The following is a 23,125-nucleotide window of genomic DNA, read 5'->3' as shown; positions in this document are numbered from 1 at the left end:
CTTGGGAAGTTTCGTTTTTTACTAAGATTGAAGGAGCGGGAATTTTTTCTATTTGTTTTAATGTATGCAGATGTACCCGTTTTTGAGCCAAAACGATTTATTCCGCCTCCAATTTGAAAACGGTGACCTCAGGTTTTGACAGAAATCGGAGAGGCAGCCTCGTCGTCCCGATTCCGCGGTTGACATAGACCGTCATCCCTCCTACATCGTACATTCCTTCCGTATAAATTTCCCCGTAAGGAGGCGTGATGAGAGGGCCGAACAAAGGAAGCTGCACCTGCCCGCCATGGGTGTGTCCCGATATTTGCAGATTGACGGGATAATCCTTTGCCGCCAAGGCCGCATCAGGTTCGTGAACGAGCAAAATCGAAAAGGCGTCTTTGCTCAGCCTGGAAAGGACGCCTTCATAGTTCGGCCTGCCGAGCATTAAATCGTCGAGTGAAGCCAGCTCGATCACGCTGCCGTCGATTAACTCCAGATTGACGAGATCGTTTCGCAGCACGCGAAAGCCGGCGGATGCCATGAGAGACTGGTAGACCTTTGTCCCGTAGCCCCCGTGATCGTGGTTTCCGTAAACGGCAAACTTCCCGTAAGGGGCGCTGAGCTTCGCCAATGCTTGAACAACGTCTTCATGATCACGGTATTGGTGCGGTTTATCGATTAAATCCCCGCTGAAGACGATCAAGTCCGGCTGAAGCTCGTTTACTTTGCGGATGACATCCAAAAGCTCGCGAACCGTAAAGTACTCGCTTAAATGGGTGTCGCTGAATTGGACGATCCGGAACTGGTCAAACCCTTTCGGAATCAACGGATGCTTAATGGGAATGAGCGTCGTTTCAAGCATGCGGGGTTCAAGATAGCGCGCGTAGCCAAAGCCGCCGGCAGAAGCGAATATACCGGCTGCGGAAAGGCTAAAGAGCCCTTTTAAAAATCGTCTCCTTGATGGATTCTTCATCACTAAAACCAACCTTTAATAGAATCAATACATTATATCATCAGAGAAAGGAATTCAGGACAATCCTTTCATTTTGTTAATTTTTTTTAACGGATGTGGTAAACTGTGATATGAATGACCATTCATTCATAATGAGGGGGATGAACATGGATAAAAAAGTTGTGATCGTGACCGGGGGATCAAGCGGAATGGGTAAAGCGATTGCCCAAAAGCAGGCAGAGGAAGGCTGGAATGTAATGATTACGGGAAGAACGGAAGACAACCTGAAGGCCGCCAAAGATGAAATCGAAACATTCCCGGGACAGGTTGAAATATGCCGGATGGATGTCAGGTCGATCGAAGATGTGGAGCGTATGATAAAAGAAACGGCATCCCGTTTTGGCACGATAGACGCCCTTGTCAACAATGCCGCAGGCAATTTTATCTGCCCGGCGGAAAAGCTGTCTGTCAACGGCTGGAAAGCTGTCATCGATATCGTCTTGAACGGGACGTTTTACTGCAGCCAGGCGGTAGGCCGCTATTGGATCAAACACAAGAGGGAAGGGCTGATTGTAAATATGGCGGCGACGTATGCATGGGGCGCGGGAGCCGGAGTCGTCCATTCCGCGGCTGCAAAAGCCGGCGTGCTATCGCTGACGAGAACGCTCGCCGTCGAGTGGGGGAGAACGTACGGGATCAGGGTCAATGCGATTGCGCCCGGACCGATCGAAAGGACGGGCGGAGCGGAAAAGCTCTTTGAATCAGAGGAGGCTGCGCTTGCCACGATTAAAAGCGTACCTTTAGGGAGGCTCGGAACTCCTGAAGAAATCGCGGGTCTTGCCTCGTTTCTGCTTTCGGAAAAAGCGGAATATATAAACGGGGAGTGCGTGACGATGGACGGGGGCCAGTGGCTGAATCCCCGTCCGTTTTAAGATTGTAAATTCAAACGTGCGGGCCGTTATGGTATAATCAGACAAAGATTTAGAAGCAGGTGATGTGCCGTGTTGGATCCACTCGATATATTAACGAACATTGAAGATGTCATTCCATTCTATCAGCCTATTTTCAGCGCCGAAGAACAGAAAGTGATCGGCTATGAAGTGCTGGGGCGCATTCAGCTCGAATCTGAAGTTCAAAGCCTTGGTCCGTTTTTCTCAGATCCGTCGATTCCCGAAGAATATAAGACAGAGGTCGACCTTAAAGTGATTCGCCAGGCGCTTGACCATTTTTTAGAAAGCGACCGGGATCTCCTGATTTTTATCAATCAGGATGCAAATGTGCTGATGATGGATCACGGAGAGGGCTTTCTGGAGCTCTTGATGGAATATAGCGAAAAGGGGATCGAACTGAACCGTTTCGTCATTGAAATCACGGAACAGCATTTTGAAGGGGATATCGAGCAGCTGCACCATTTGCTGACGTATTACCGTACATACGGCATTAAAGTGGCTGTCGATAATATCGGCAAAGGCAGCAGCAATCTCGACAGAATCGCGCTGCTTTCTCCTGATTTGCTGAAAATCGACCTTCAGCCTCTCAAACTGTCCTCCCCTTCGCCTTCCTATGAGTACGTGCTCTACAGCATATCCCTGCTCGCCCGAAAAATCGGCGCAGCGCTGCTGTACGAAGACATTGAAGCGAAATTTCAGCTTCAATACGCCTGGAGAAACGGCGGCAGATATTTTCAAGGGCGGTATCTGCAAAAGCCCCGGGGACAATTTGTCGAACGGGATTTGCTGAAGGAGCGGTTAAAGGCGGAGTTTCACCAGTTTATCACGCATGAGAAAAAGAAGCTTGAAATCTTATATGATCATTCTGAACAGTTTTATAAACGGGTTCATCAGCTTGTTGCATCGCTTAAAAAGGCAAGCCAAACAGATGACGCCTTTCTCTTGAACCTGGGGAAAGAGCTCTCCGACTGCAGTTTCAGAATCTATATGTGCAATGAAGACGGCTTCCAGGTGACCAAGAACGTGTTTAAGCATGACGGAGGATGGACGTTTCAGCCTGAGTACATCGGCAAGAACTGGAGCTGGCGCCCGTATTTTTTAGAAAACATTATGAGAATGAGAACGATGAGAAAGGGATTTTTCAGCGATTTGTACAGCGACATCGAAACTGGGGAAATGATCAGAACGTTTTCCTATCCGATGGATGAAGAACTCTATCTGTTCATAGACCTATCGTATTCCTATTTATACGAACAGGACGGTTTGATTTAAAGCGGCGCCACGCCGCTTTTTTTCTTTTCATTGCATTAGATTTTTCGATCAAAAAAGAAATTGCCGAGAAAATAGTTGACAATGATAGTGATAATCATTATCATTTAATTATAGAGAGATGATCCTCTCTGTACCCCAACCCCTCTATCAGATCAAGATTTTTTTGAAAAACTTGGCGCTGCCCCCGCCAAGTTTTTTGTTTTGATGAACCCGCGTGGCCGGCAGGAATAAGACAATCCGCATCATCCATACCATCTAACGTATATGTTCCCTGAATAATGCATGTGAAAAATATTTTGTATGTATGACATTTTTAAGAAAAACCATACTAGGAAAAGCAGTTTTTCTTTTTCCCGATCAGAAAAGGAAAAATGTCATCGGCTGATACTTTGTGGTATGATGCGTGTAGAACTTGTATTATAATTAATACTTGTTGATCCTGAAGTTGTTTTTTGAAAGGAGTCTTTTTTAGAATGTCACAATTAATGGGTATCATCACGAGACTGCAGAGCCTGCAAGAAACTGCTGAGGCAGCCGGAGAACCGACGCAGCGTTATTTCGAAGTAAACGGGGAAAAAGTATGCAGTGTGAAATATTTCGAGAAAAATGAAACATTTGAGCTGACGGTATATCAAAAAGGAGATAAACCGACAACATTTCCGTTTGACAACATTGATATGATTTCGATCGAAATCTTTGAACTGCTTCAGCAATAGGAGGATATGGAATGAAAGCATTTCCACGCGTTGTTTGCCCGCATTGCGGCCATGTGGAGCCAATGGATCAAGTCCTGACAGCCCAATCTAATCAAAACGTCATCTTTACGTGCGACAGCTGCGGATACATGTTGAAAAACATACCGACAAAAAAAGGGTAGCAAAAAGGTAACGGCGTTAATCTTCGGTGCAGATCATAAATGAAAAGGGGCATTCCAATGGCTGATTCTTTTCTTTTTTACAATCTTTCTGAAGATCAAATGACATTTTCCGACGTGGTCGAAAGGCTGAAGGCGTTCATTCTCAAAGATCCGCGCTCAAGCTATTTGCTGTCGGTCGGAACGGACTCTCAGATTCATCAGAACTGGACGAAGTTTATTACTGCCATTCATTTGCATCGCAAAGGCAAAGGTGCTTGGGGCTGTTTGAAAAACACCATCATCAAAAGACCGATACATAGCCTCAGGGAAAAAATATCGCTGGAAACTGCTTACAGCCAAGAGGTTGCCGCATATCTCCTGAATGATTATTTTACTGAAATCACAGATCTGCTTCTTCCGTTTACAGACGAAGGAGCAGATTTAACAATGGAAGTTCATTTGGATATCGGAAAAAAAGGGATGACGAAAGATTTGATTCAGGAAATGACGGGTCGGATCACCTCGATGGGAATCAATGCTAAAATCAAGCCCGACTCCTATACAGCTTCAAGCTATGCTAACCGGTATACAAAATAAATGTTTGAAAGGATATCGAACAGATGTCGAAATGTGCGGTTGACGTTTGATTTTTAATTTCTTATTCTAGCCCTATAGAAACTAGTGAGAGGTCATAGTTTCTCACTCTAGCAAAATCATTTAGGGGGCTGGTTAAGAATGGAACGCTTTTCAGAAGAAGAGAGAAAGCTGTTGCTGAATGTGCTGCTGAACCATGAATATGCCGTAGAACTATTGAGCAGTGAGATCAATGATATAGAAACGGGTACAAAAAACGTGGATAGCCTGACATATAAAAAGCTGGTTACCTTATACGACCGTGTCCGGTCTGAAAATTAGGTCAGATTATATCAATTGATACTCATCCTGAGTATCTTTTTTATTTCAAAACCTGCAGAAACGGCAAAGCCGGCCCTTTGAAAACAGGAAAGTTTTTCGACAAATATTGATAACGTTTATATTATTGTAGTATAGGGAATATATGCGTTGATGATAAACGCTTACAAAGGAGTCGAATAATCATGATTAGTTTGCAATCGGATGAACTTCTTGAAACGACGGTTGGACATTACATGATCGATGCTGATAAAGTCGCTCACGTCCAAATCGGAAACAATCTGGAACATGCTCTTCTCGTCCTGACCAAAACCGGTTATACAGCAATCCCTGTACTTGACCCTTCCTTCCGTCTGCACGGATTGATCGGTACCAATATGATTATGGATAAGATTTTCGGACTTGAACGAATCGAATTTGAAAAGCTTGATCAGCTTCATGTTGAAGATGTGATGCTGGCGGATATTCCACGGTTAAAGATAAATGACCCGATATTAAAAGGCTTCGGCATGGTGATTAACCATCCGTTTGTCTGCGTGGAAAATGAAGATCAGGTGTTTGAAGGCATTTTTACGCGCCGGGTCGTATTAAAACAATTAAACAAACACCTCAGGACATTGAATAAATAGGCGCGGCAGCTGCCTATTTTTTATTTGCAGCGGTTTCATACGTCCCCTAAAACCTTCCCTCACCGTCACGCCATCCGTCAAAACTTGATAAACAAATGACATAGTGATTAAAATAGTTGATAAGGAAAACTTATTGGAATGAGGAATGCCTATGCAGCTTCAAGAGCTTCACATGCTCGTCGTTTTAGCCGAGGAATTAAATATGCGGAAAGCGGCAGAGCGCTTGTTTGTTTCACAGCCGGCGCTGTCCCAGCGGCTGCAGACCATTGAGAAATCGTGGGGCACCAAAATATTTTTAAGATCGCAAAAGGGGCTTACCGTCACATCGGCAGGTGAGAAAATCATTCAGTTTGCGAGAGATGTGACGGTCGAGCAGGAAAGGGTCAAGGAAGACATCGATGAACTTGAAGGTGAAATTCACGGCACGCTTAAGCTGGCGGCGGCCTCAATCATCGGGCAGCATTGGCTGCCGAGCGTCCTGAAGACGTACGTGAAACAATATCCGAACGTAAAAATTTCACTTGTCACCGGCTGGAGCAGCGAGATGCTGAAAAGCCTTTATGAGGATCACGTACATATCGGAATTATCAGGGGAAACCCCGAATGGAAAGGGCCAAAACATTATTTGATGAGAGATGAATTGTACCTCGTCGATACGGAAATCAGGAATATCGAGGATATTACAAAGACTGAACGTCCGTTTATCCAATTTAAAAGCGACAGCACTTACTATCAGGAAATCCAGCATTGGTGGCATCAAAAATTCAAAACGTCTCCGAAACAGACGATCATCGTCGATCAGATTGAAACGTGCAAACAGATGGCGTTTCACGGAATCGGCTATGCGATTCTCCCGTCTGTGACGCTTCACGGGAGCGGCAGCCATGTTCATAAGATTCCTCTGCTTGATGCGAAAGGAAAATCGATCGGCAGAGATACATGGCTGCTGGGATACGAACCCGCGCTTCAGCTAAAACAGGTGCAGGCCTTTTTAGAGGTCGTAAAAGCATGCACAAGGGAGGAGTAATCTGGTCAAAAAGGCAGTTTTCCAAAAGGAAGCTGTCTTTTTTATATGTTTTGTTGACATTGATAATCATTATCATTTAAAGTTATCTGTATAATAATGAAAATCATTATCAATTACGCGAGGTGATTCAGTTGGCGAAAGCGCTGATTGCGTTTGCCAGCATGTCTGGCAATACCGAAGATATCGCATCGATCATAAGAGATACATTGATCGAGCATTCCGTTGATGTCACATATTTGGAGATAGACGACGCAGACATCGATCTGCTGCCTGAATATGACTACATATTGATCGGCACATATACATGGGGCGACGGGGATCTTCCTTATGAAGCGGAACCGTTTTTTGAAGACGTCTCCTCGCTCGTTTTAAAAGGGAAAAAAGCGGCATGCTTCGGTTCGGGGGATTATGCGTATCCGCGGTTCTGCGAGGCGGTAAACACGTTTTGCGGCATGCTGGAAAAGACGGGGGCCGACCTTTTTCCTGAAACACTCAAAATCGAGCTGGCGCCTGAAACAGACGAGGATATCGAATGCTGCAAAGAATTTGCGCTAAGCTTTCTCAGATGGGCGAAACATGAGAGCGGGTTAGAGTCCCATGTTTCATAAAGGAGCAACAGCGGTCGCCTCTTCAAGGCGCTCGGGTTATTTTGTAGCCGTAAAGCGGGAAGGTATCTTTCATTATTCGTGTGAACAAGGCTGGAAAAAGCTATTTCAGCTAAAAAGTAAAATTTGTTCGATCGCATATGTCGGCCGCTATGTTTTCGGAGCGGGAGAATCAGGGGTCATCATCAGGTCGGCTGATGATGGAGAAACGTGGACGATGTCGAGCTTTCCGACAAATGCAACGATATGGTCCATCACAGGCAGGAACGACGGATTCGTATGTGCACACGGAAAGCATTGCATCTATACATCAGATGATTTCGGCGCATCCTGGAATATCATCAAGCCGTTTTCGGATTTGTCCGATCCGCCCGTCATCAGATCGCTGTGCATTCACGGGAACCGCTTGTACATCGGGACGCAGATTCATCATGAAAACGGCGGAATATGGTGTTGCGATTTGGAAAAAGGGACCGTTTATATGGTGAAAAAAGAAGCGGACCGCATGACGGCCTCCATGATTATTTTTGGCGGGGAATGGCTCGTTTGCGCGATGGGGTCAAAAAAAGGGAAACGCGGGGCTGTCGAAATTCTGAACACCCGTACAAACGCGGAACAGCGGATCTGTGCCGAAATCGTCGAAAAAGAAGAATCCTTTCTCGATGTATCAGAGAACAACGGCGTCATTTATGTGACATCCGCTCAGGATCATAACAAATTTTCGAGAATTTATCAGCTCGATTTCTTCGAGCGGGAACTAAAATGGTTCGACACGATCAAAGGTCACGGTTTCAGAGTGGCCAATCAAAAGGAGCATTTCTTTTGCGCCGGCCTTTACGAATGTAAATGTGTCAAACCTTTTGAACAGCCTGTAATCGCACACTAATATATCTGGAGGAATCAGAATGGGAAACGTTTTGCTTGTTTATGCCAGCATGTCGGGAAACACCGAAGCGATGGCGGACTTGATTGAAAAAGGCCTTTTGGAGGGCGGAGCCGAAGTCGACCGTCACGAAGCGATGGATATTGATGCATCGCTGTTCAACGATTACCGCCATATTATATTAGGCGCATACACATGGGGAGACGGAGACCTTCCCGACGAATTTTTGGACCTTTATGAGGAAATGGAAGATCTTGATTTCAGCGGACGGACATTTGCCGTTTTCGGTTCAGGTGACACATCCTATGAACATTTTTGCGGCGCCGTCGACATTCTTGAAAAAAAAATCGCAGAGCTCGGGGGAGAGATCGCACTCCCGTCCGTCAAAATCGAGATGAATCCGGAAGGCGAGGAGGAATCGATGCTGCTCGAATTCGGCAGGGCTTTTGCAGGGCAGGCTGGGGCGAAACAATAGCGCCTGCCGCCGTTACAGCCGATTTTTCGACAGGCTCCTTTTTTTCTTGTCTTTAAATCTTACCTTTGATACAGTAATGGGGTAGACAAGAGAAGGAGGACGTACATAATGAAAATGATGGATGCAAATGAAATTATTTCATTTATTCAAAATAGTAAGAAATCAACGCCTGTCAAAGTGTATGTAAAAGGCGATCTTGAAGGAATCGACTTCGGCGCTTCGGCACAGCCTTTTATTACAGGAAACACCGGGGTTGTATTTGGAGAATGGGATGAAATCAAAGCGGCCCTTGAAGCGAACAAAAGCAAAATCGCGGACTATGTCGTCGAGAACGACCGTCGCAATTCCGCGATTCCGACACTTGATTTGAAAAACATCAAAGCGCGCATCGAACCGGGTGCCATTATCCGCGATCAAGTGGAAATCGGCGATAATGCCGTAATTATGATGGGAGCTTCTATCAACATCGGTTCTGTCATCGGAGAGGGAACGATGATCGACATGAACGCCGTGCTCGGCGGACGCGCAACGGTCGGAAAAAACTGCCACATCGGAGCGGGAGCCGTGCTTGCCGGTGTTATCGAGCCGCCTTCAGCAAAACCTGTCGTGATTGAAGACGATGTTGTCATCGGCGCTAACGCCGTCGTTTTAGAAGGCGTAACAGTCGGAAAAGGAGCGGTCGTGGCCGCAGGAGCCATCGTAATCGAAGATGTCGCGCCTTACACGGTAGTCGCGGGAACGCCTGCGAAAAAAATCAAAGACATCGACGAAAAAACGAAAGGCAAAACGGAAATTAAACAGGAATTGCGTCAGCTGTAAGAAGCGGCATCGAAGCGTGCGTGGATGTAACAATCCACGCCTTTTCGCATATCTGGGAGGTTAAAAAAGATGAACTTGGAGCATTTGACAGCCATTCGAAGGGATCTGCACAAAATTCCCGAGCTCGGATTCCAGGAATATAAAACTCAGAGCTATATCCTCGACCATTTGCAAAAGCATCCCGAGAACAGGCTTGAGATCGAAAAGTGGAGGACGGGGGTGTTTGTTAAAGTGAAGGGTACGGCACCCGAGAAGATTTTGGCTTACAGAGCCGATATGGACGGGCTTTCGATCCGCGAAGAAACAGGCTATTCCTTTTCTTCCGTCCATCAGGACAGGATGCACGCATGCGGCCACGATTTTCATATGACGATCGCGCTGGGGCTAATCGATCATTTTGTGCATCATCCCGTCAAGCAGGATCTTCTGTTTTTGTTTCAGCCGGCGGAAGAGGGACCTGGGGGAGCCGAACCGATGCTTGAGAGCAGCGTTTTCAAAAAGTGGGAGCCGAGCATGATCACCGCGCTGCACATCGCACCAGAACTTCCGGTCGGCACGATTTCGACAAAAAGCGGACTCCTTTTTGCCAATACGTCGGAGCTTGTCATTGAGCTTGAAGGAAAAGGCGGACATGCGGCATATCCGCACCTTGCCGAAGACATGGTAGTGGCGGCAAGCTCGCTGGTCACCCAGATGCAGTCGATCGTGGCTAGAAACGTCGATCCCCTTGACAGCGCGGTCATTACGATCGGCACAATCAAGGGAGGATCTGCCCAAAACATCATCGCCCAGGAAGCGAAGCTTGAAGGCACCATCAGAACGCTGTCGCCTTCATCGATGGAGCGGGTGAAGACAAGAATCGAAGCGATGGTCAAAGGCTTGGAGACATCCTATCATTGCAGAGGAAAGGTCAGCTACCCTGCGGCGTATCATCAGGTTTACAATTCCGGCGACTTAGTCGAAGACTTTATGCGTTTTGTAGCCGAAAAAGGGCTTGCCAAAGTCGTCCGTGCAAAAGAAGCGATGACGGGAGAAGACTTTGGCTACATGCTGAAAAAATATCCGGGATTCATGTTCTGGCTCGGCGTCGATTCCCCGTTCGGACTTCATCATGCGAAGCTTACGCCGAAAGAAGAAGCGCTCGAAACGGCGGTCCGCGTTATGACGGCATATTTATCCGAGCAGGCCGATTAAATCCTTTAAAGACCGGTATAAAATCGCGGCAAAGGTGGCATCTTAGATGGTGGAGGTGTTTCTTCATGTCGAAAAAAATCGGAATTGAACAATCTTTATCAGATGTCGAGGCCGCACTAAAGGAAAAAGGATATGAGGTTGTATTAATGAAAACGGAGGATGATGCAAGGGGCTGTGACTGCTGTGTAGTAACTGGCCTGGATTCCGATATGCTCGGAATTTCTGACACGATGACCGGAGCTTCTGTCATTCAGGCATCAGGTTTAACCGCAGATGAGATCTGTGAGCAGGTTGACCGGAAGTTTCATTAATAGACGTTAAAACCGAAGTGTCATGCTTCGGTTTTAGCTTGTTTTTTCAGATGGGGAAGCGTGTGGTGCTAATTTAAATTCATTATCAATTAAAATTGACTAAAAAAACGCTTGACGCTATAATTGATTATGTGATGTTATTAACTAAATGAGAATGTATCATGTGCATTCTCATTTTGGATATGGGTAGCAGAACCCAAAAATATCATTGGAGGGATACATAAAATGGCAGAACGCATGGTAGGTAAACAGGCGCCCCGCTTTGAAATGGAAGCAGTGCTTCCTAACAAGGAATTCGGAAAGGTAAGCCTTGAGGAAAACATGAAAAACGACAAATGGACTGTCCTTTTCTTCTATCCAATGGACTTTACTTTCGTATGTCCGACGGAAATTACGGCAATGTCCGACCGCTATGACGAGTTCGAAGATCTAGATGCAGAAGTGATCGGTGTATCAACTGACACGATCCACACTCACCTTGCCTGGATCAACACAGACCGCAAAGACAACGGACTTGGACAGCTGAAATACCCGCTTGCAGCTGATACAAATCACGAAGTGTCCCGCGAGTACGGCGTGCTTATCGAAGAAGAAGGCGTCGCTCTTCGCGGATTGTTCATCATCAACCCTGAAGGTGAAATGCAGTATCAAACTGTTTTCCATAACAACATCGGCCGCGATGTCGACGAAACATTGCGCGTTCTTCAAGCGCTGCAGACGGGCGGACTTTGCCCGGCAAACTGGAAGCCTGGCCAAAAAACACTTTAATGCCGTCTCCCGGAATGGAATCGGATTGGAAAGGTCTAACATTTGTTAGGCCTTTTTCATCGAACAAATGAAAATGGAGGAAAAAACATGAAATTACGTCAGCCTATGCCGGAGCTTACTGGCGCAACAGAATGGTTAAACGGAGAAGTGTCAAAAGAGGAGCTGATCGGCGAAAAGCCGACGCTGATTCATTTCTGGTCAATCAGCTGCCATTTATGCAAAGAAGCCATGCCGCAGGTCAACGAATTCCGCGACCGCTACAGCGATAAATTAAACGTAGTAGCCGTGCATATGCCCCGTTCCGAAGATGACCTTGATGTCAATAAAATTAAAGAAGTGGCCGCTGAACACGATATTACACAGCCGATATTTGTCGACAGCGAACACAAATTAACGGATGCGTTTGAGAATGAATATGTGCCGGCCTATTATGTGTTTGACAAAACAGGACAGCTTCGCCATTTCCAGGCAGGAGGCAGCGGAATGAAAATGCTCGAAAAACGCGTGAACCGCGTTCTTGCCGAATCAGAGCAGGCTGCTGAATAAAAATAAAAAGCCCCGTTTTTTGGGGGTTTTTTATTTATCCGGGTCCTTCCGAAAAAATTTTTTTAAAAAATTCCGCACTCAGCCTCTCTTATCAAATGAATCATTAGACTCTTTCGGTTCATTTTGATGAGTCTAATTACCTGTTTTTAATGAAGTGTTATATTGCCCGTCCCCTGTTCATTCATGTATGCCATTTCGACACGAAGTGTCAACCAATTTAGAATATTCTAGATTTATAAGCCCTATAGATCACTGTTTTCTCACACTTTCCAGTCCGTGCGGATCGGTATATTCAGTTGCTTAATTATGTTCATCTCAAAAGTAATTTTCTAGGTTTCTTCATTATTTACCATATTTCGACAAGAGGGATGAGATAGGCCGATGTACTGCAAAAAACCCCATGGATTCAGCCTTCACAGAAATTTAGTTCTATTTTCTTAACGGGAAGCAACAGTAGAAAAACAAAAAAATAATTGATAAAATTAGTTTGGTAATCTAATATTTTTATTAGAGGGTTATTTATTCTGATAGGAGGGTAAAAACGGTATGTTTAACGAGAGGGAAGCATTGCGTTTACGATTGGAGCAGCTAAATGAAGCTGAGGTTAAGGTCATTAGGGAGTATCAAATTGAGCGTGACAATATATATGCAAAGCTGCGTGAATTGGATCGCCCATCCAGCTTTAATAACGATACAAAAAAAGATTTTCGCACAGAGCGAAAAACCGAATCGCTCCCTGTTTTAGCTGAATTGGCTGCACAGGAGATGAAAAGCTATCAACAGCAGCAACAGATGCAGACATCTCAAAAAACTCAGCAGCAGACTTCTCCGCAAGCCTCCGCACTGCCTGCCGGAATTCCAGACGGTACAACGCGGCGCAGAAGGGGGACGGCACGTCCGGGTTCAAAAGCTGCAAAACTGCGTGAAGCGGCGATTAAAACGTTGAAGCGTCACAATGCGGCAATCAAAAGCTCCGAACTTCAAAAAGAAATTGAAAAAGAAAGCGGGCTTGAAATTCCGAATATGACAACCTTCATGCAAAGTCTCATTAAAATGTATCCGGAAGTCAAAAAACCATACCGCGGTCAATATATATTAGAGGGAGACATATCTACCGAAACAGAAAAACAATAGTTTTATCCTTAATTTTTCAGATAGCGCTTGCATTGATAAGGATAAGGAGAGCGGCTTAACAGGCCGCCGTGTTCTTAAAACTGCTTGAGTCTATTCTCAAGCAGTTTTATCCATTTATCCCCTTAAAGTTTTGTTCAGTTTAAAGGTTTTGTTTCTTTATCCTTACGTTTTATTTTATAGACCCACTTTTGAGAAGGGGTCTCTTCTTTATACTGTTTTTTCCATTCTTCAATTTTATGTTCCATGATGCCGTCGTTTTTCTGAATGGCGCTCAGCTGCTTTTGCAGAACATCGACTTGTTCTGTCACGGATTGAAGAACCGCTTCAACCTGTTCTGAACGCTCAAACAATGCGCTGTCCTGCTGTGCTTCCTTCTTCGTCTGACGATGATATGCGTCAATATCGGCAAAATGAGAAGCAATCCACTTGTCGCTTTCATCAAGCTGCCTTTTGTAAGAAACGATCGTTTCGTAAAACAGCGTTTCCTTCGTTTTTTCCGCTTCTGCAATCCGATTTTCCATATCGATCATCCGCTCTTTTAATACACTTACGTCAGCTTCGATTTGCTTGAGCTGAAAACTTTTGGCTTGAAGATCGTCTTTCAGGAGGGCATTTTCCTTCGCCAGTTTTCCGAGTTCTTCTTCCTTTTGAAGCCTCATCTTTTTTTCTGTTTCTGCATGATGCTTTTCGGCTTTGAATTGCCGATAGAGACTTTTGTTTTCTTCCGCGGCTTTGACATTTATTAAATGAAGGCGGTGCTTTTCTTCTATTTCCTGCTTTCTCTTCAATGTTTCATTTTGAAGAAGCGCCTGCAGCGTCACGATTTTTTCGAGCAGTCCGCTTTTGATGCTGTTCAGCTCTTCATCCGCTCCGTCCTGCTTGTTTGCCAAAACCCGCTGTAATTCCAGTGTCAGCTGCTCAATCTCCTGTTTCATCGCGTTGTTTTCTTTATTAAGCTTTCGGTTCTTTTGATGAAAATAGCTCGCTTCAAGCTCATGAATCAGCTGATGGCATCTGGTGACCTCCGCCTTTAAAAAAAGATTTTCCTGTGACAGATCATGGAAGAAAGGCAGCGAACCTGATGGTTTTTTCATGGTGACCCAGCCTCCTAAAGAAGTTACAACTACAATATGCAAAATTTGAACGGCTCATGCTTTCGAAAATGTCTTTTACAGACTTGTTCCTTTTTCGTATGTTTTGCTATGATTTTCACTGAAACGTCTATCTGAACGAAGGAGGGAAGCGATGAAGCCCGTTCATGTCATATTGGCAGGAGGATTATCGAGCCGTTTTGGGGAACCGAAAGCATTTGCCTTATGGAAGAACAAACCCCTCTATCAGTGGTGCAAACAAGCTCTCGGGGGGGAAGCGCTCATATTGAGCCGTCCGGAGCTTACCGAGCGTTTTAAAGCCCGCGGAGAAACGGCGGTTCTTGAAGATGCCGAGCCGTTCAAAGGGAAAGGGCCTTTGGCCGGTATATATACGGCCATGGCGTATGAAGAAGGGGATATTTATACCGTTTTAGCCTGTGACACGCCACTTATCCGGAAAGAGACTGTAGCCGCTTTGAAGCAGCTGATCGCTACAGGAAGAGATGCGGTTGTGCCTGTCGCCGGAGGAAGAGCGCAGCCGCTTGCAGCAGTCTATCATAAAAGAGTCAAACAAACTATCTATGAACAGCTTTGTCGCGATCAGCTGAAAATCAGCGATTTCCTCTCGCAGATTTGTGTAGAGTACGTTGAAGCAGGCGAAATCGGGGCAAAGGAAGACGAATTTACAAATGTCAATAAAAAGTCAGATTTAGAAAGAATAGAAGCGTTTCGCTTTGAATGAACCGCTTTTATCAAAGCTTTCAAGAAGCCACCGGGCGGTCAAACGGTAAAATAGAAAGAGATTTTTACAGCGGAAAAGTGATATGATACTAAAAAAGACAGCAAAGGAGATTCCCCTGATGGATGAACGGTATTCAAGACAAATCAGATATCAAAACATCGGACAGGCAGGGCAGGACAGAATCAATAAAAGTCATGTTTTGATAGTCGGCGCCGGAGCGCTCGGCACGTCTGCCGCAGAAGGGCTGGTGCGCGCAGGCGTCGGTGATTTGTCCATCATTGACCGCGATTACGTGGAATGGAGCAATCTGCAAAGGCAGCAGCTCTATACGGAAAAAGACGCGGAAAACCGCTTGCCGAAGGCGATCGCTGCCAAAAACCGCCTGGCGCAAATAAATCGAGATGTCAACTTGCATACATATGTTGCAGAAGGCAACGCCGAAACGCTGAAGCCTCTCATTGAAGAGGCAGATGCCGTCATTGATGCGACGGACAATTTTGAGACGCGCATGATCATCAATGACCTCGCACAACAGACGGGCACTCCCTGGGTATACGGCGCTTGCGTCAGCAGCCAGGGGATGTACATGACAATCGTTCCCGGGCGTACGCCCTGTCTCGCCTGTCTGTTTGAAGAAATTCCGGTCGGCGGGGCTACATGCGATACATCGGGAATCATTTCGCCTGCCGTACAAATGGTCTCGGCTTATCAGCAGGCTGAAATATTAAAGGTCTTGACCGGTAGGGAAGAAGCGCTTCAAACCGCTTTTGTGACCTTTGATTTATGGATGAACACCCATTTTGAGATGCGGATCAGCAGGAATGGCGAATGCCCGTCATGCGGTCATGCGCCGGTTTATCCCCACCTTTCGGATAGAAGCCTAAAGAAAGCGGACGTGCTGTGCGGAAGGGAAACGGTCCAGATCCGCAGCGAAGCGCTAAAACGCCTCCCGAAAGAGGAGCTCGCCGAAAAGCTCGCCGCAATCGGGAAAGTTGACATAAATGAGTATCTGCTTCATGTCGCATATGAAGCGTTCAGAATCGTCATTTTTAATGACGGGAGGGCGCTTGTTCACGGAACGAACGATATCAAGGAAGCCAATTCAGTATTAGCCAGACTGATCGGAATGTAACAACAGGAGGTTTTTTGAATGATCGAAAAAAGAACGCCCATTCCAGTTTATGAAGCCACAGCGCTCGTGTCGCAGCACCATAAACACGGAGAAATAGAATGGGTTCATCTTGAAGAAAGTCTGAACAGATATTTGGCGGAGGATGTAACGGCTGATCACGATGTACCGGCATTTGACCGTTCACCATATGACGGCTTCGCAGTCAGGGCGTCCGATACGGCCGGCGCCTCCCGGGAACAACCGGTGCGATTCGAAGTCATTGATCACATCGGTGCGGGTGCTGTTTCCGAAAAAACACTCGGGCCCTTTCAAGCGGTCAGGATCATGACAGGAGCACAAATACCTGAAGGCGCTGATGCGGTAGTCATGCTGGAGCTTGCGAAAACCTGCAGCGAGGGCGAAAAACAGTATATGGAGCTGAAGCGATCTTTTCAGCCTGGAGACAATATTTCAAAAAAAGGTGAAGACGCTGAAAAAGGCTCGGTCCTCTTAGTGAAAGGAACGAGAATAACATCCGGAGTGATCGCTCTGCTTGCGACTTTCGGCTATGCATTGGTACCGGTCGTGAAAAAGCCGGTCATCGGTGTCATCGCCACCGGGACAGAGCTGCTGAATGTCAGCGATCCCCTCGTTCCCGGGAAAATCCGCAACAGCAATGCAAGCATGGTAATGGCACAAGTCAAAGAAGCGGGAGGCATTCCCCTATATTTAGGGAAAATTTCGGATGACTTCGAGGAGAGCTTTGACGCCGTAAAAAAAGCGCTTGAAAAAGTTGACTTTCTCATTACAACCGGAGGAGTTTCCGTCGGGGATTTTGACTTTTTGCCAGCCATTTATGAGAAGCTCGGCGCAGAAGTGTTATTTAATAAAATCGCGATGCGTCCGGGAAGCGTGACGACTGTTGCTCATTTGGACGGAAAGCTGTTATTCGGGCTTTCAGGAAATCCGTCTGCTTGCTTTGTCGGATTTGAACTGTTTGTAAAGCCTTCCGTCAGAACCTGGCTTCTCGATCAAAAGCCGTATGCCTTATGCGCTGAAGCCGTTTTAACCAGGGATTTTCCGAAGCCGAATCCGTTTACCCGCTTTGTGCGTTCTTTTGTTTCGGTCAAAGACGGAATGCTCCAGGCAGAGCCTGTCGGCTTGGATAAATCGAGTGCGGTCACCTCGCTGGCGGATGCAAATGCCCTCGTCGTCCTGCCGGGAGGTACGAGGGGCTATGAAGCCGGAAGGCGTGTACATGTTCTTTTATATCGGGATGAGAACGGAAGTGAGCAGCTGTGGCCGGAAATGTTCCAATCCTCCAGATCGTAGGCTACCAAAACAGCGGCAAGACGACCATTATCGAACGGCTCACGGAAAGGCTGGAGCGGCTCGGCGTAAAGGCCGCATGCCTGAAGCATCACGGACATGGGGGAGAGCCCGACTCCTTTTCGGAAGGAAAGGACAGCGACCGTTATTTGCGTTCGGGAGCAGCGGTTTCCGGAGTTGAAGGGGCAGGTGTTTTTCAGCTGACAGCACGCGGAAGCTGGACGCTTGACAAGCTGATTTCCGTCTACCGTCTGCTGTCAATTGACTGCCTCTTAATCGAAGGTTTTAAAGGAGCGCCTTATCCAAAGATCGTGATGGCCAGACATGAAGGGGACCATCAATTGATCGAACAATTGGAAGGGGTCCGCGCTGTTATTTATCAGCGCGGCGAACCGCCTGCACCAAGGCCGGACGTACAATCCTTCCATATCGAAGACCCGGCTGCCATATCATTCATATTACACCATTTAAAGGAGGAAGGCGTTTGTCTGAACGATTTATCATAACAGCAAAGCCGATCGTGATCGAAGATGTCGTAAAAAAAGTCGAAAAAAGGGAAGCGGGTGCGATTACGACGTTTATCGGCACTGTGAGGGAATGGACAAATGGAAAAAAAACACTTTATCTTGAATATGAAGCATACGTCCCGATGGCGGTTAAAATGCTTTCTCAAATAGGGGAAGAAATCAGCGAAAAATGGCCGGGAGCGACTGCGGCGATTACCCACAGGATCGGCAGGCTGGACATATCCGAAGCCGCGGTCGTCATCGCCGTCTCTTCTCCTCACCGTAAAGCGGCATATGAAGCAAACGAATATGCGATTGAACGGATCAAGCAGATCGTTCCGATTTGGAAAAAAGAGCATTGGGAAAACGGGGAATCCTGGATCGGCGATCAGCTTGAAACGACAGCTTATCCGGATGGCAAACCAGACATCGAAGCGGCGGCTTCGGCAAAGAAAGAGGTGTTAAAACATGATTAAAATTCTCCTGTTTGCCGGCCTTGCGGAACAAGCCGGGACGCAGAGCATCATGATGGATGAAGAGAAAACGACAACAGACCGCATCAAGGCATATTTAAAAGAAACATACCAGCTTCAGGGAATCGAACGGGCGATGATCGCCGTCAATGAAGAGTACAAGAGGGGAGAGAGCGACGTAATGTCAGGTGACACAGTCGCTTTTATTCCGCCGGTAAGCGGCGGGTGAAGAAACTGGCGCGGCAACCGGTTATGCATAAGCTATAACCGGTTGCCGTTTTTATCGGACGAATTCCCAAGGTAAAGAAAACAGCCGCGCCGTTCTTTCGAAATGTTCGGTTCTAATTTTTGAATCAGCTCATAAAGCTCACTAATGCGGTGAACGTTAAAATTGGTCCGTTCTTTCAGCTTCATTTTAAGCTCTTTTGTCGTCACGATTTTTCCTTTCTGCTGCTTAATAATTTCCACGCAATGTGCTGCATAATACTCTTTATTGGAACGTCTATGTCGATGGATTTCCCTGTCAAGCTCACCGAGCCTTGCATAGATTCCTTCTCGTTCTTTTCTGAAGTCTTTCCAGATTTTTTGTTCCAATTCACCTAAGAGGAGAAGCCGATTTTTTAAAGCCTCTCGTTTCGACATTGCAATCAACTCCGTCATTTATTATTCGATAATATTTTCTACTATTTTACATCATTTTCCTCTATTCATCAAAAAATTTCCTTTCTCATTTTATAAAAACTTGGAAAAATATATTTTTAGATACTGAGGGGATTTCCAGCATAAGGGGTAAAATGTTTACATAATTAGTCTGAATTTTATAAAATCGGTGGAAATTCATTTCGGAAACCGATATATTAGATGATGTGTTCCTGTTTACATGAATTGGAAAGGAGCTGATGCGAATGGAGTCGCTAAAAAAACTAAAAGCCTTTTATTGGCCTTATAAAAAATTGTTTGTATGGTCGCTGTTTTCGATGCTTTTGCTGACGGCGATCACCGTCGTCTATCCGATCATGCTTCAGATGACGATTGATGAAGTGATCCTGGGCGGCCGCTATGGCTTAGTGATTTGGATCAGCCTTGGCTTTATTGTCGTGATGGCGGTAAAGGGCGTTGCGACGTTTTTTCACCAATATCTCGGAGATATGTTCGGCATTCAATCAGTATACCGTTTGCGAAAAGAGCTGTATGCAAAGCTTCAGAGGCTGCCGTTTTCGTATTATGACAGCGCAAAAACGGGTGATTTGATGTCCCGTCTCACAGCAGATGTCGAAGGTATCAGATTCTTTTTATCGTTCGGTTTTTCAGAAGCCGTCAGATTTGTGCTGCTCGTGACGCTCAGCTTATCCGTCATGTTTTCCTATTCTGTCCCGCTTTCGCTTGTCACCATCGCCTCTTTGCCGTTTTTGGGAGCAGCAGTCTATCGGTTCGACAAAAAAGTACACCCCGCATTTCGAAATATCAGAAAATCCTTTGCCAGATTAAATACGAAAGTTCAGGAAAATATCAGCGGCATGAATACCGTCAAATCATTATCAAAAGAAGATTTTGAGATTCACAAATTCACCGATTCGAATGAACACTTTCGAACCAAAAGCTTGAATGCTTCATTGATCATGTCGAAATTCTTCCCTTTGATGGAGTTTATCGGAAATATTTGTCTCGTAGCGCTTCTCTCATTCGGCGGCTGGCTTGTCATTCAAAACAGCCTGCAGCCGGGGGAGCTCGTCGCTTTTTTCAGCCTTGTCAATTACATGATGTGGCCGATTATGAACCTCGGCTATGTGATCAACTTGTTTTCACAGGCGAAAGCATCGGGAGAGCGTTTGTTAGAGATTCTTGACGCCGATGAGGATATAACCGACCGCGCTCACCCGAAGGAAACCGGCCGGCTGAATGGTGATGTCGTGTTCAGCGGCGTGACCCTCCAATATTCGGAAGGAAACGCCGACGCTTTGCACGAGGTGTCTTTTCAGGCTCCGCGCGGAACGACGATTGGATTAATCGGGGGTACCGGCTCGGGTAAGAGCAGCATCGTACAGCTCTTAAGCCGTTTTTACGAGCCGACATCGGGAACGGTCACAATCGACGGAAAACCCCTTTCCCATTACTCATTAAAGATGCTCCGCTCCAACATCGGGATTGTGCCCCAGGAATCGTTTTTATTTTCGTCGACCATACGGGCGAACATTTCTTACGGCAGACCGGATGCATCGATGGATGACATCATCGAAAGCGCGAAAAGGGCCCAGGCCCATGATTTTATCATGGAGCTTCCGGATCGGTATGACACAATGCTTGGCGAAAGGGGGCTCGGGCTGTCGGGAGGGCAGAAACAGCGGATTGCGATAGCGAGAGCGATCTGTCTCGATCCGAGCATTCTGATTCTTGATGACTCGACAAGCGCCGTCGATATGGAGACGGAGCACCGGATTCAGCTTGCGCTCCGGGATGTAATGCGCGACCGGACGACGTTTATTATCGCCCATCGGATTTCATCCTTGAAGCATGCTGATGAAATACTCGTCCTTGATAAAGGCGTTGTCAAAGAAAGGGGAACGCATGAAGAACTATTAAGAAAAAACGGTTTGTACAAACGGATTTTCGATTTGCAGTATAAAGACCAAAATATTCTGAATGAACCGCATGTTGCGCGATAGGAGGTTTTGCCCTTGGAAAATCATGCGAAAAAACAAACGCTTTTGAACCGGTTTTATTATTCCTCAGATCAGATCATTGAAAAGCCTTTTAACTGGTCGCAAATGTGGCGTTTGCTCAAATACTTAGCGCCATACCGCAATAACCTGCTTCCCTTGTCTTTTCTGACGGTGATGATCGCTGCCGCTGTCAGGCTGACGGTGCCGAGCTTGATCGGCGTCTATGCGCTTGACAAAGCGATCACAGGCAAGGACATGAACCTCTTATTGATCTTAATATGCGTCATCAGCCTGATGTACTTGATCAACTACGGAGCGAACGTCCTGAGAATCCGCTGGATGAACATGCTCGGGCAGCATGTCATTTACGATCTCAGGCAGCATTTGTTTACACATGTTCAGCGCCTTTCACACCGCTTTTTCGATGAACGTTCGGCAGGCTCCATTCTGGTCCGGATCATGAATGATATCAATTCCCTTCAGGAGCTGTTTACGAGCGGGGTCATCAATTTGCTGATGGATATCTTGCTTCTTCTTGGCATTATCGTCATTTTGTTTTCGCTCAGTCCCGAGCTGACGATTGCAATCATGATTACGCTGCCGGTCATGTTTTTTATCTCTACTAATCTGCGCAGAAAAATCAGGCGTTCATGGCAAAAAGTCCGCCTAAAGCAATCAAAGCTGAACTCCCATTTAAATGAAAGCATCCAAGGAATCCGTGTTACACAGGCTTTTACACAAGAAAAAGAAAACATGATGTATTTTGACGGCGTAAACGGCGAAAACCTTGAGTCCTGGCGGGAAGCGACGAAAAAAAATGCGACATTCCGCCCGCTCGTGGAAATGACGAATGCGGTCGGAACGGCGATTTTAATTTGGTACGGTTCAAGTCTCATCATAAATGAAACGATTACGATCGGCGTCTTTGTGTCTTTTGCCTTTTACCTCGGAATGTTCTGGGAGCCGATATCAAGGCTGGGGCAGGTGTACAACCAGCTTTTGATGGGGATGGCTTCATCCGAACGGATTTTTGAGTTTCTTGATGAAAAGCCGATTGTAGCTGATAAGGAAGATGCGGCCCAAATCAAGGAATTAAAAGGCGCCATATCGTTTGAAAGGGTCGAATTTTCATACGGCGGGAAACGAAAAGCGCTTCACAGCGTATCATTCGACATTCCGGCCGGAACGTCGCTGGCGCTTGTCGGGCACACGGGTTCAGGCAAGACGACGATCGCCAGCTTAATCAGCCGGTTTTACGACGCCACGGGGGGAACGGTGAAGGTGGACGGAATTCCGATAGCCGATATATCGCTGTCTGATCTACGTTCGCAAATCAGCGTCGTTCTTCAGGATACATTTATTTTCTCAGGAACGATCATGGAAAATATCCGGTTCGGCCGCCCAAACGCAACGGATGAAGAAGTCATCAAAGCGGCAAAAGCCGTCAGCGCCGACGCGTTCATTGCGGAGCTTCCGGACGGGTATGCCACAGAGGTGGAAGAACGCGGCAATATGCTGTCGGCGGGCGAAAGGCAGTTAATTTCATTTGCGAGAGCGCTTTTGGCAGATCCGCGCATTCTCATTCTTGATGAGGCGACGGCAAGCATTGATACAGAGACGGAAGTGAAAATTCAGGCGGCGTTGAAAACCCTGCTAAAAGGGAGGACGGCGGTTATGATCGCCCATAGGCTTTCCACGATAAGAGACGCCGATAAAATCATCGTGCTTGATCATGGCAAAAAAATGGAGGAAGGCAGCCATTCCGAATTGATGGAAAAAAAGGGAATTTACTACGAGCTTGTCAAAGCACAATATCATTTGCTGCAAGTATGACAGTTTCGTATTAACGGAAAAAATGAAACTTTTGGCTGGATGATTCGTACTCATATTCAGAAAAA

At 46.3% G+C, this 23,125-nt stretch carries 28 protein-coding genes; 25 read left to right on the top strand and 3 right to left on the bottom strand.

Annotated elements, in window-relative coordinates; all coding sequences use genetic code 11:
- Window positions 1–97: 97 nt before the first annotated feature.
- Entirely contained in the window at window positions 98–955 is an 858-nt protein-coding gene (locus V7126_RS12960; RefSeq protein WP_048353040.1) for a metallophosphoesterase, read from the bottom strand.
- A gap of 146 nt (window positions 956–1,101) precedes the next feature.
- Here V7126_RS12960 and fadH point away from each other — a divergent pair, with 146 nt between their 5' ends.
- From fadH to rok, 17 genes are all read left to right on the top strand, one after another.
- Window positions 1,102–1,866: a 2,4-dienoyl-CoA reductase gene (gene fadH / locus V7126_RS12955; RefSeq protein WP_175076967.1), complete on the top strand. Its 765-nt coding sequence runs from the start codon at window positions 1,102–1,104 to the stop codon at window positions 1,864–1,866.
- A 69-nt stretch (window positions 1,867–1,935) separates the two neighbouring features.
- Window positions 1,936–3,156: an EAL domain-containing protein gene (locus tag V7126_RS12950; protein WP_335497638.1), complete on the top strand. Its 1,221-nt coding sequence runs from the start codon at window positions 1,936–1,938 to the stop codon at window positions 3,154–3,156.
- A 473-nt stretch (window positions 3,157–3,629) separates the two neighbouring features.
- Window positions 3,630–3,872, top strand: coding sequence for a YkuJ family protein (locus V7126_RS12945; protein ID WP_046132276.1), 243 nt, complete (start codon window positions 3,630–3,632; stop codon window positions 3,870–3,872).
- 11 nt (window positions 3,873–3,883) lie between these two features.
- On the top strand, window positions 3,884–4,033 hold the full coding sequence (locus V7126_RS12940; protein ID WP_216899477.1) for a hypothetical protein: 150 nt from the start codon (window positions 3,884–3,886) through the stop codon (window positions 4,031–4,033).
- A 57-nt stretch (window positions 4,034–4,090) separates the two neighbouring features.
- A complete protein-coding gene (locus V7126_RS12935; RefSeq protein WP_046132275.1) occupies window positions 4,091–4,609 on the top strand; it encodes a ribonuclease H-like YkuK family protein in 519 nt (172 codons plus the stop codon).
- A 138-nt stretch (window positions 4,610–4,747) separates the two neighbouring features.
- Complete coding sequence (gene abbA / locus V7126_RS12930; protein ID WP_006638386.1) at window positions 4,748–4,927, top strand: antirepressor AbbA; 180 nt, start codon at window positions 4,748–4,750, stop codon at window positions 4,925–4,927.
- Window positions 4,928–5,109: 182 nt separating this feature from the next.
- On the top strand, window positions 5,110–5,553 hold the full coding sequence (gene cbpB, locus V7126_RS12925) for a cyclic-di-AMP-binding protein CbpB (RefSeq protein WP_046132274.1): 444 nt from the start codon (window positions 5,110–5,112) through the stop codon (window positions 5,551–5,553).
- Between the two features lie 151 nt (window positions 5,554–5,704).
- Window positions 5,705–6,580: a LysR family transcriptional regulator gene (locus V7126_RS12920; protein ID WP_046132273.1), complete on the top strand. Its 876-nt coding sequence runs from the start codon at window positions 5,705–5,707 to the stop codon at window positions 6,578–6,580.
- A 131-nt stretch (window positions 6,581–6,711) separates the two neighbouring features.
- Entirely contained in the window at window positions 6,712–7,188 is a 477-nt protein-coding gene (locus V7126_RS12915; RefSeq protein WP_048353043.1) for a flavodoxin, read from the top strand.
- Complete coding sequence (locus tag V7126_RS12910) at window positions 7,178–8,071, top strand: WD40/YVTN/BNR-like repeat-containing protein (protein WP_335497637.1); 894 nt, start codon at window positions 7,178–7,180, stop codon at window positions 8,069–8,071. Before V7126_RS12915 ends, V7126_RS12910 begins: the two co-directional genes overlap by 11 nt.
- Window positions 8,072–8,090: 19 nt before the next feature.
- A complete protein-coding gene (locus tag V7126_RS12905) occupies window positions 8,091–8,543 on the top strand; it encodes a flavodoxin (RefSeq protein ID WP_335497636.1) in 453 nt (150 codons plus the stop codon).
- A 108-nt stretch (window positions 8,544–8,651) separates the two neighbouring features.
- A complete protein-coding gene (gene dapD / locus V7126_RS12900) occupies window positions 8,652–9,362 on the top strand; it encodes a 2,3,4,5-tetrahydropyridine-2,6-dicarboxylate N-acetyltransferase (protein ID WP_048406117.1) in 711 nt (236 codons plus the stop codon).
- 69 nt (window positions 9,363–9,431) lie between these two features.
- Window positions 9,432–10,556: an N-acetyldiaminopimelate deacetylase gene (locus V7126_RS12895; RefSeq protein ID WP_335497635.1), complete on the top strand. Its 1,125-nt coding sequence runs from the start codon at window positions 9,432–9,434 to the stop codon at window positions 10,554–10,556.
- A 65-nt stretch (window positions 10,557–10,621) separates the two neighbouring features.
- Window positions 10,622–10,867, top strand: coding sequence for a YkuS family protein (locus V7126_RS12890; protein WP_046132267.1), 246 nt, complete (start codon window positions 10,622–10,624; stop codon window positions 10,865–10,867).
- Window positions 10,868–11,092: 225 nt separating this feature from the next.
- Window positions 11,093–11,635, top strand: a complete 543-nt coding sequence (ahpA, locus tag V7126_RS12885; RefSeq protein WP_046132266.1) for a biofilm-specific peroxidase AhpA — start codon at window positions 11,093–11,095, stop codon at window positions 11,633–11,635.
- Window positions 11,636–11,722: 87 nt separating this feature from the next.
- A complete protein-coding gene (locus V7126_RS12880) occupies window positions 11,723–12,181 on the top strand; it encodes a TlpA family protein disulfide reductase (protein WP_335497634.1) in 459 nt (152 codons plus the stop codon).
- 546 nt (window positions 12,182–12,727) lie between these two features.
- A complete protein-coding gene (gene rok, locus V7126_RS12875) occupies window positions 12,728–13,315 on the top strand; it encodes a transcriptional regulator Rok (RefSeq protein ID WP_046132264.1) in 588 nt (195 codons plus the stop codon).
- 134 nt (window positions 13,316–13,449) lie between these two features.
- On the opposite strand, the gene V7126_RS12870 is transcribed toward rok, so the two are convergent.
- A complete protein-coding gene (locus tag V7126_RS12870; RefSeq protein ID WP_335497633.1) occupies window positions 13,450–14,409 on the bottom strand; it encodes a sporulation protein in 960 nt (319 codons plus the stop codon).
- A gap of 151 nt (window positions 14,410–14,560) precedes the next feature.
- Here V7126_RS12870 and V7126_RS12865 point away from each other — a divergent pair, with 151 nt between their 5' ends.
- The 6 genes from V7126_RS12865 (at window position 14,561) to moaD (ending at window position 18,796) form a co-directional block, all read left to right on the top strand.
- Entirely contained in the window at window positions 14,561–15,148 is a 588-nt protein-coding gene (locus V7126_RS12865; RefSeq protein ID WP_046132262.1) for a molybdenum cofactor guanylyltransferase, read from the top strand.
- Window positions 15,149–15,266: 118 nt separating this feature from the next.
- On the top strand, window positions 15,267–16,280 hold the full coding sequence (locus V7126_RS12860; protein ID WP_046132261.1) for a MoeB/ThiF family adenylyltransferase: 1,014 nt from the start codon (window positions 15,267–15,269) through the stop codon (window positions 16,278–16,280).
- 18 nt (window positions 16,281–16,298) lie between these two features.
- Window positions 16,299–17,591, top strand: a complete 1,293-nt coding sequence (locus tag V7126_RS12855) for a molybdopterin molybdotransferase MoeA (RefSeq protein WP_335497632.1) — start codon at window positions 16,299–16,301, stop codon at window positions 17,589–17,591.
- Window positions 17,558–18,094 carry a molybdopterin-guanine dinucleotide biosynthesis protein B gene (gene mobB / locus V7126_RS12850; protein WP_175076975.1) on the top strand — a complete coding sequence of 179 codons (537 nt, stop codon included), beginning with the start codon at window positions 17,558–17,560 and terminating at the stop codon, window positions 18,092–18,094. Before V7126_RS12855 ends, mobB begins: the two co-directional genes overlap by 34 nt.
- Window positions 18,073–18,570 (top strand): molybdenum cofactor biosynthesis protein MoaE, encoded by a 498-nt coding sequence (locus V7126_RS12845; RefSeq protein ID WP_175076976.1) that lies wholly within the window; start codon window positions 18,073–18,075, stop codon window positions 18,568–18,570. Before mobB ends, V7126_RS12845 begins: the two co-directional genes overlap by 22 nt.
- Window positions 18,563–18,796, top strand: a complete 234-nt coding sequence (gene moaD / locus V7126_RS12840) for a molybdopterin converting factor subunit 1 (RefSeq protein ID WP_046132257.1) — start codon at window positions 18,563–18,565, stop codon at window positions 18,794–18,796. Before V7126_RS12845 ends, moaD begins: the two co-directional genes overlap by 8 nt.
- 32 nt (window positions 18,797–18,828) lie before the next feature.
- Here the strand turns inward: moaD and V7126_RS12835 are convergent, their stop codons facing one another.
- Window positions 18,829–19,209 (bottom strand): Rok-like winged helix domain-containing protein, encoded by a 381-nt coding sequence (locus tag V7126_RS12835; protein ID WP_046132256.1) that lies wholly within the window; start codon window positions 19,207–19,209, stop codon window positions 18,829–18,831.
- A gap of 263 nt (window positions 19,210–19,472) precedes the next feature.
- On the opposite strand from V7126_RS12835, the gene V7126_RS12830 reads away from it, so the two are divergent.
- Together V7126_RS12830 and V7126_RS12825 are read left to right on the top strand one after the other, a co-directional pair.
- Window positions 19,473–21,230, top strand: coding sequence for an ABC transporter ATP-binding protein (locus V7126_RS12830; RefSeq protein WP_046132255.1), 1,758 nt, complete (start codon window positions 19,473–19,475; stop codon window positions 21,228–21,230).
- Between the two features lie 12 nt (window positions 21,231–21,242).
- Complete coding sequence (locus V7126_RS12825; RefSeq protein WP_335497631.1) at window positions 21,243–23,060, top strand: ABC transporter ATP-binding protein; 1,818 nt, start codon at window positions 21,243–21,245, stop codon at window positions 23,058–23,060.
- The last annotated feature ends 65 nt before the right edge of the window (window positions 23,061–23,125 follow it).

The sequence above is a fragment of the Bacillus sp. JJ675 genome, assembly GCF_036963165.1.
In the GTDB taxonomy this organism is placed as follows: domain Bacteria; phylum Bacillota; class Bacilli; order Bacillales; family Bacillaceae; genus Bacillus; species Bacillus glycinifermentans.
Note: the sequence above shows the minus strand (reverse complement) of the source record. Positions and strands in the feature narration are given on the sequence as shown.

Bases quoted from the DNA above. Each gene is read 5' to 3' on its own strand.
- V7126_RS12960 (WP_048353040.1), bottom strand. From the start codon at position 955: ATGAAGAATCCATCAAGGAGACGATTTTTAAAAGGGCTCTTTAGCCTT.
- fadH (WP_175076967.1), top strand. From the start codon at position 1,102: ATGGATAAAAAAGTTGTGATCGTGACCGGGGGATCAAGCGGAATGGGT.
- V7126_RS12945 (WP_046132276.1), top strand. From the start codon at position 3,630: ATGTCACAATTAATGGGTATCATCACGAGACTGCAGAGCCTGCAAGAA.
- V7126_RS12940 (WP_216899477.1), top strand. From the start codon at position 3,884: ATGAAAGCATTTCCACGCGTTGTTTGCCCGCATTGCGGCCATGTGGAG.
- V7126_RS12935 (WP_046132275.1), top strand. From the start codon at position 4,091: ATGGCTGATTCTTTTCTTTTTTACAATCTTTCTGAAGATCAAATGACA.
- abbA (WP_006638386.1), top strand. From the start codon at position 4,748: ATGGAACGCTTTTCAGAAGAAGAGAGAAAGCTGTTGCTGAATGTGCTG.
- cbpB (WP_046132274.1), top strand. From the start codon at position 5,110: ATGATTAGTTTGCAATCGGATGAACTTCTTGAAACGACGGTTGGACAT.
- V7126_RS12920 (WP_046132273.1), top strand. From the start codon at position 5,705: ATGCAGCTTCAAGAGCTTCACATGCTCGTCGTTTTAGCCGAGGAATTA.
- V7126_RS12910 (WP_335497637.1), top strand. From the start codon at position 7,178: ATGTTTCATAAAGGAGCAACAGCGGTCGCCTCTTCAAGGCGCTCGGGT.
- V7126_RS12905 (WP_335497636.1), top strand. From the start codon at position 8,091: ATGGGAAACGTTTTGCTTGTTTATGCCAGCATGTCGGGAAACACCGAA.
- dapD (WP_048406117.1), top strand. From the start codon at position 8,652: ATGAAAATGATGGATGCAAATGAAATTATTTCATTTATTCAAAATAGT.
- V7126_RS12895 (WP_335497635.1), top strand. From the start codon at position 9,432: ATGAACTTGGAGCATTTGACAGCCATTCGAAGGGATCTGCACAAAATT.
- V7126_RS12890 (WP_046132267.1), top strand. From the start codon at position 10,622: ATGTCGAAAAAAATCGGAATTGAACAATCTTTATCAGATGTCGAGGCC.
- ahpA (WP_046132266.1), top strand. From the start codon at position 11,093: ATGGCAGAACGCATGGTAGGTAAACAGGCGCCCCGCTTTGAAATGGAA.
- V7126_RS12880 (WP_335497634.1), top strand. From the start codon at position 11,723: ATGAAATTACGTCAGCCTATGCCGGAGCTTACTGGCGCAACAGAATGG.
- rok (WP_046132264.1), top strand. From the start codon at position 12,728: ATGTTTAACGAGAGGGAAGCATTGCGTTTACGATTGGAGCAGCTAAAT.
- V7126_RS12870 (WP_335497633.1), bottom strand. From the start codon at position 14,409: ATGAAAAAACCATCAGGTTCGCTGCCTTTCTTCCATGATCTGTCACAG.
- V7126_RS12865 (WP_046132262.1), top strand. From the start codon at position 14,561: ATGAAGCCCGTTCATGTCATATTGGCAGGAGGATTATCGAGCCGTTTT.
- V7126_RS12860 (WP_046132261.1), top strand. From the start codon at position 15,267: ATGGATGAACGGTATTCAAGACAAATCAGATATCAAAACATCGGACAG.
- V7126_RS12855 (WP_335497632.1), top strand. From the start codon at position 16,299: ATGATCGAAAAAAGAACGCCCATTCCAGTTTATGAAGCCACAGCGCTC.
- moaD (WP_046132257.1), top strand. From the start codon at position 18,563: ATGATTAAAATTCTCCTGTTTGCCGGCCTTGCGGAACAAGCCGGGACG.
- V7126_RS12835 (WP_046132256.1), bottom strand. From the start codon at position 19,209: ATGTCGAAACGAGAGGCTTTAAAAAATCGGCTTCTCCTCTTAGGTGAA.
- V7126_RS12830 (WP_046132255.1), top strand. From the start codon at position 19,473: ATGGAGTCGCTAAAAAAACTAAAAGCCTTTTATTGGCCTTATAAAAAA.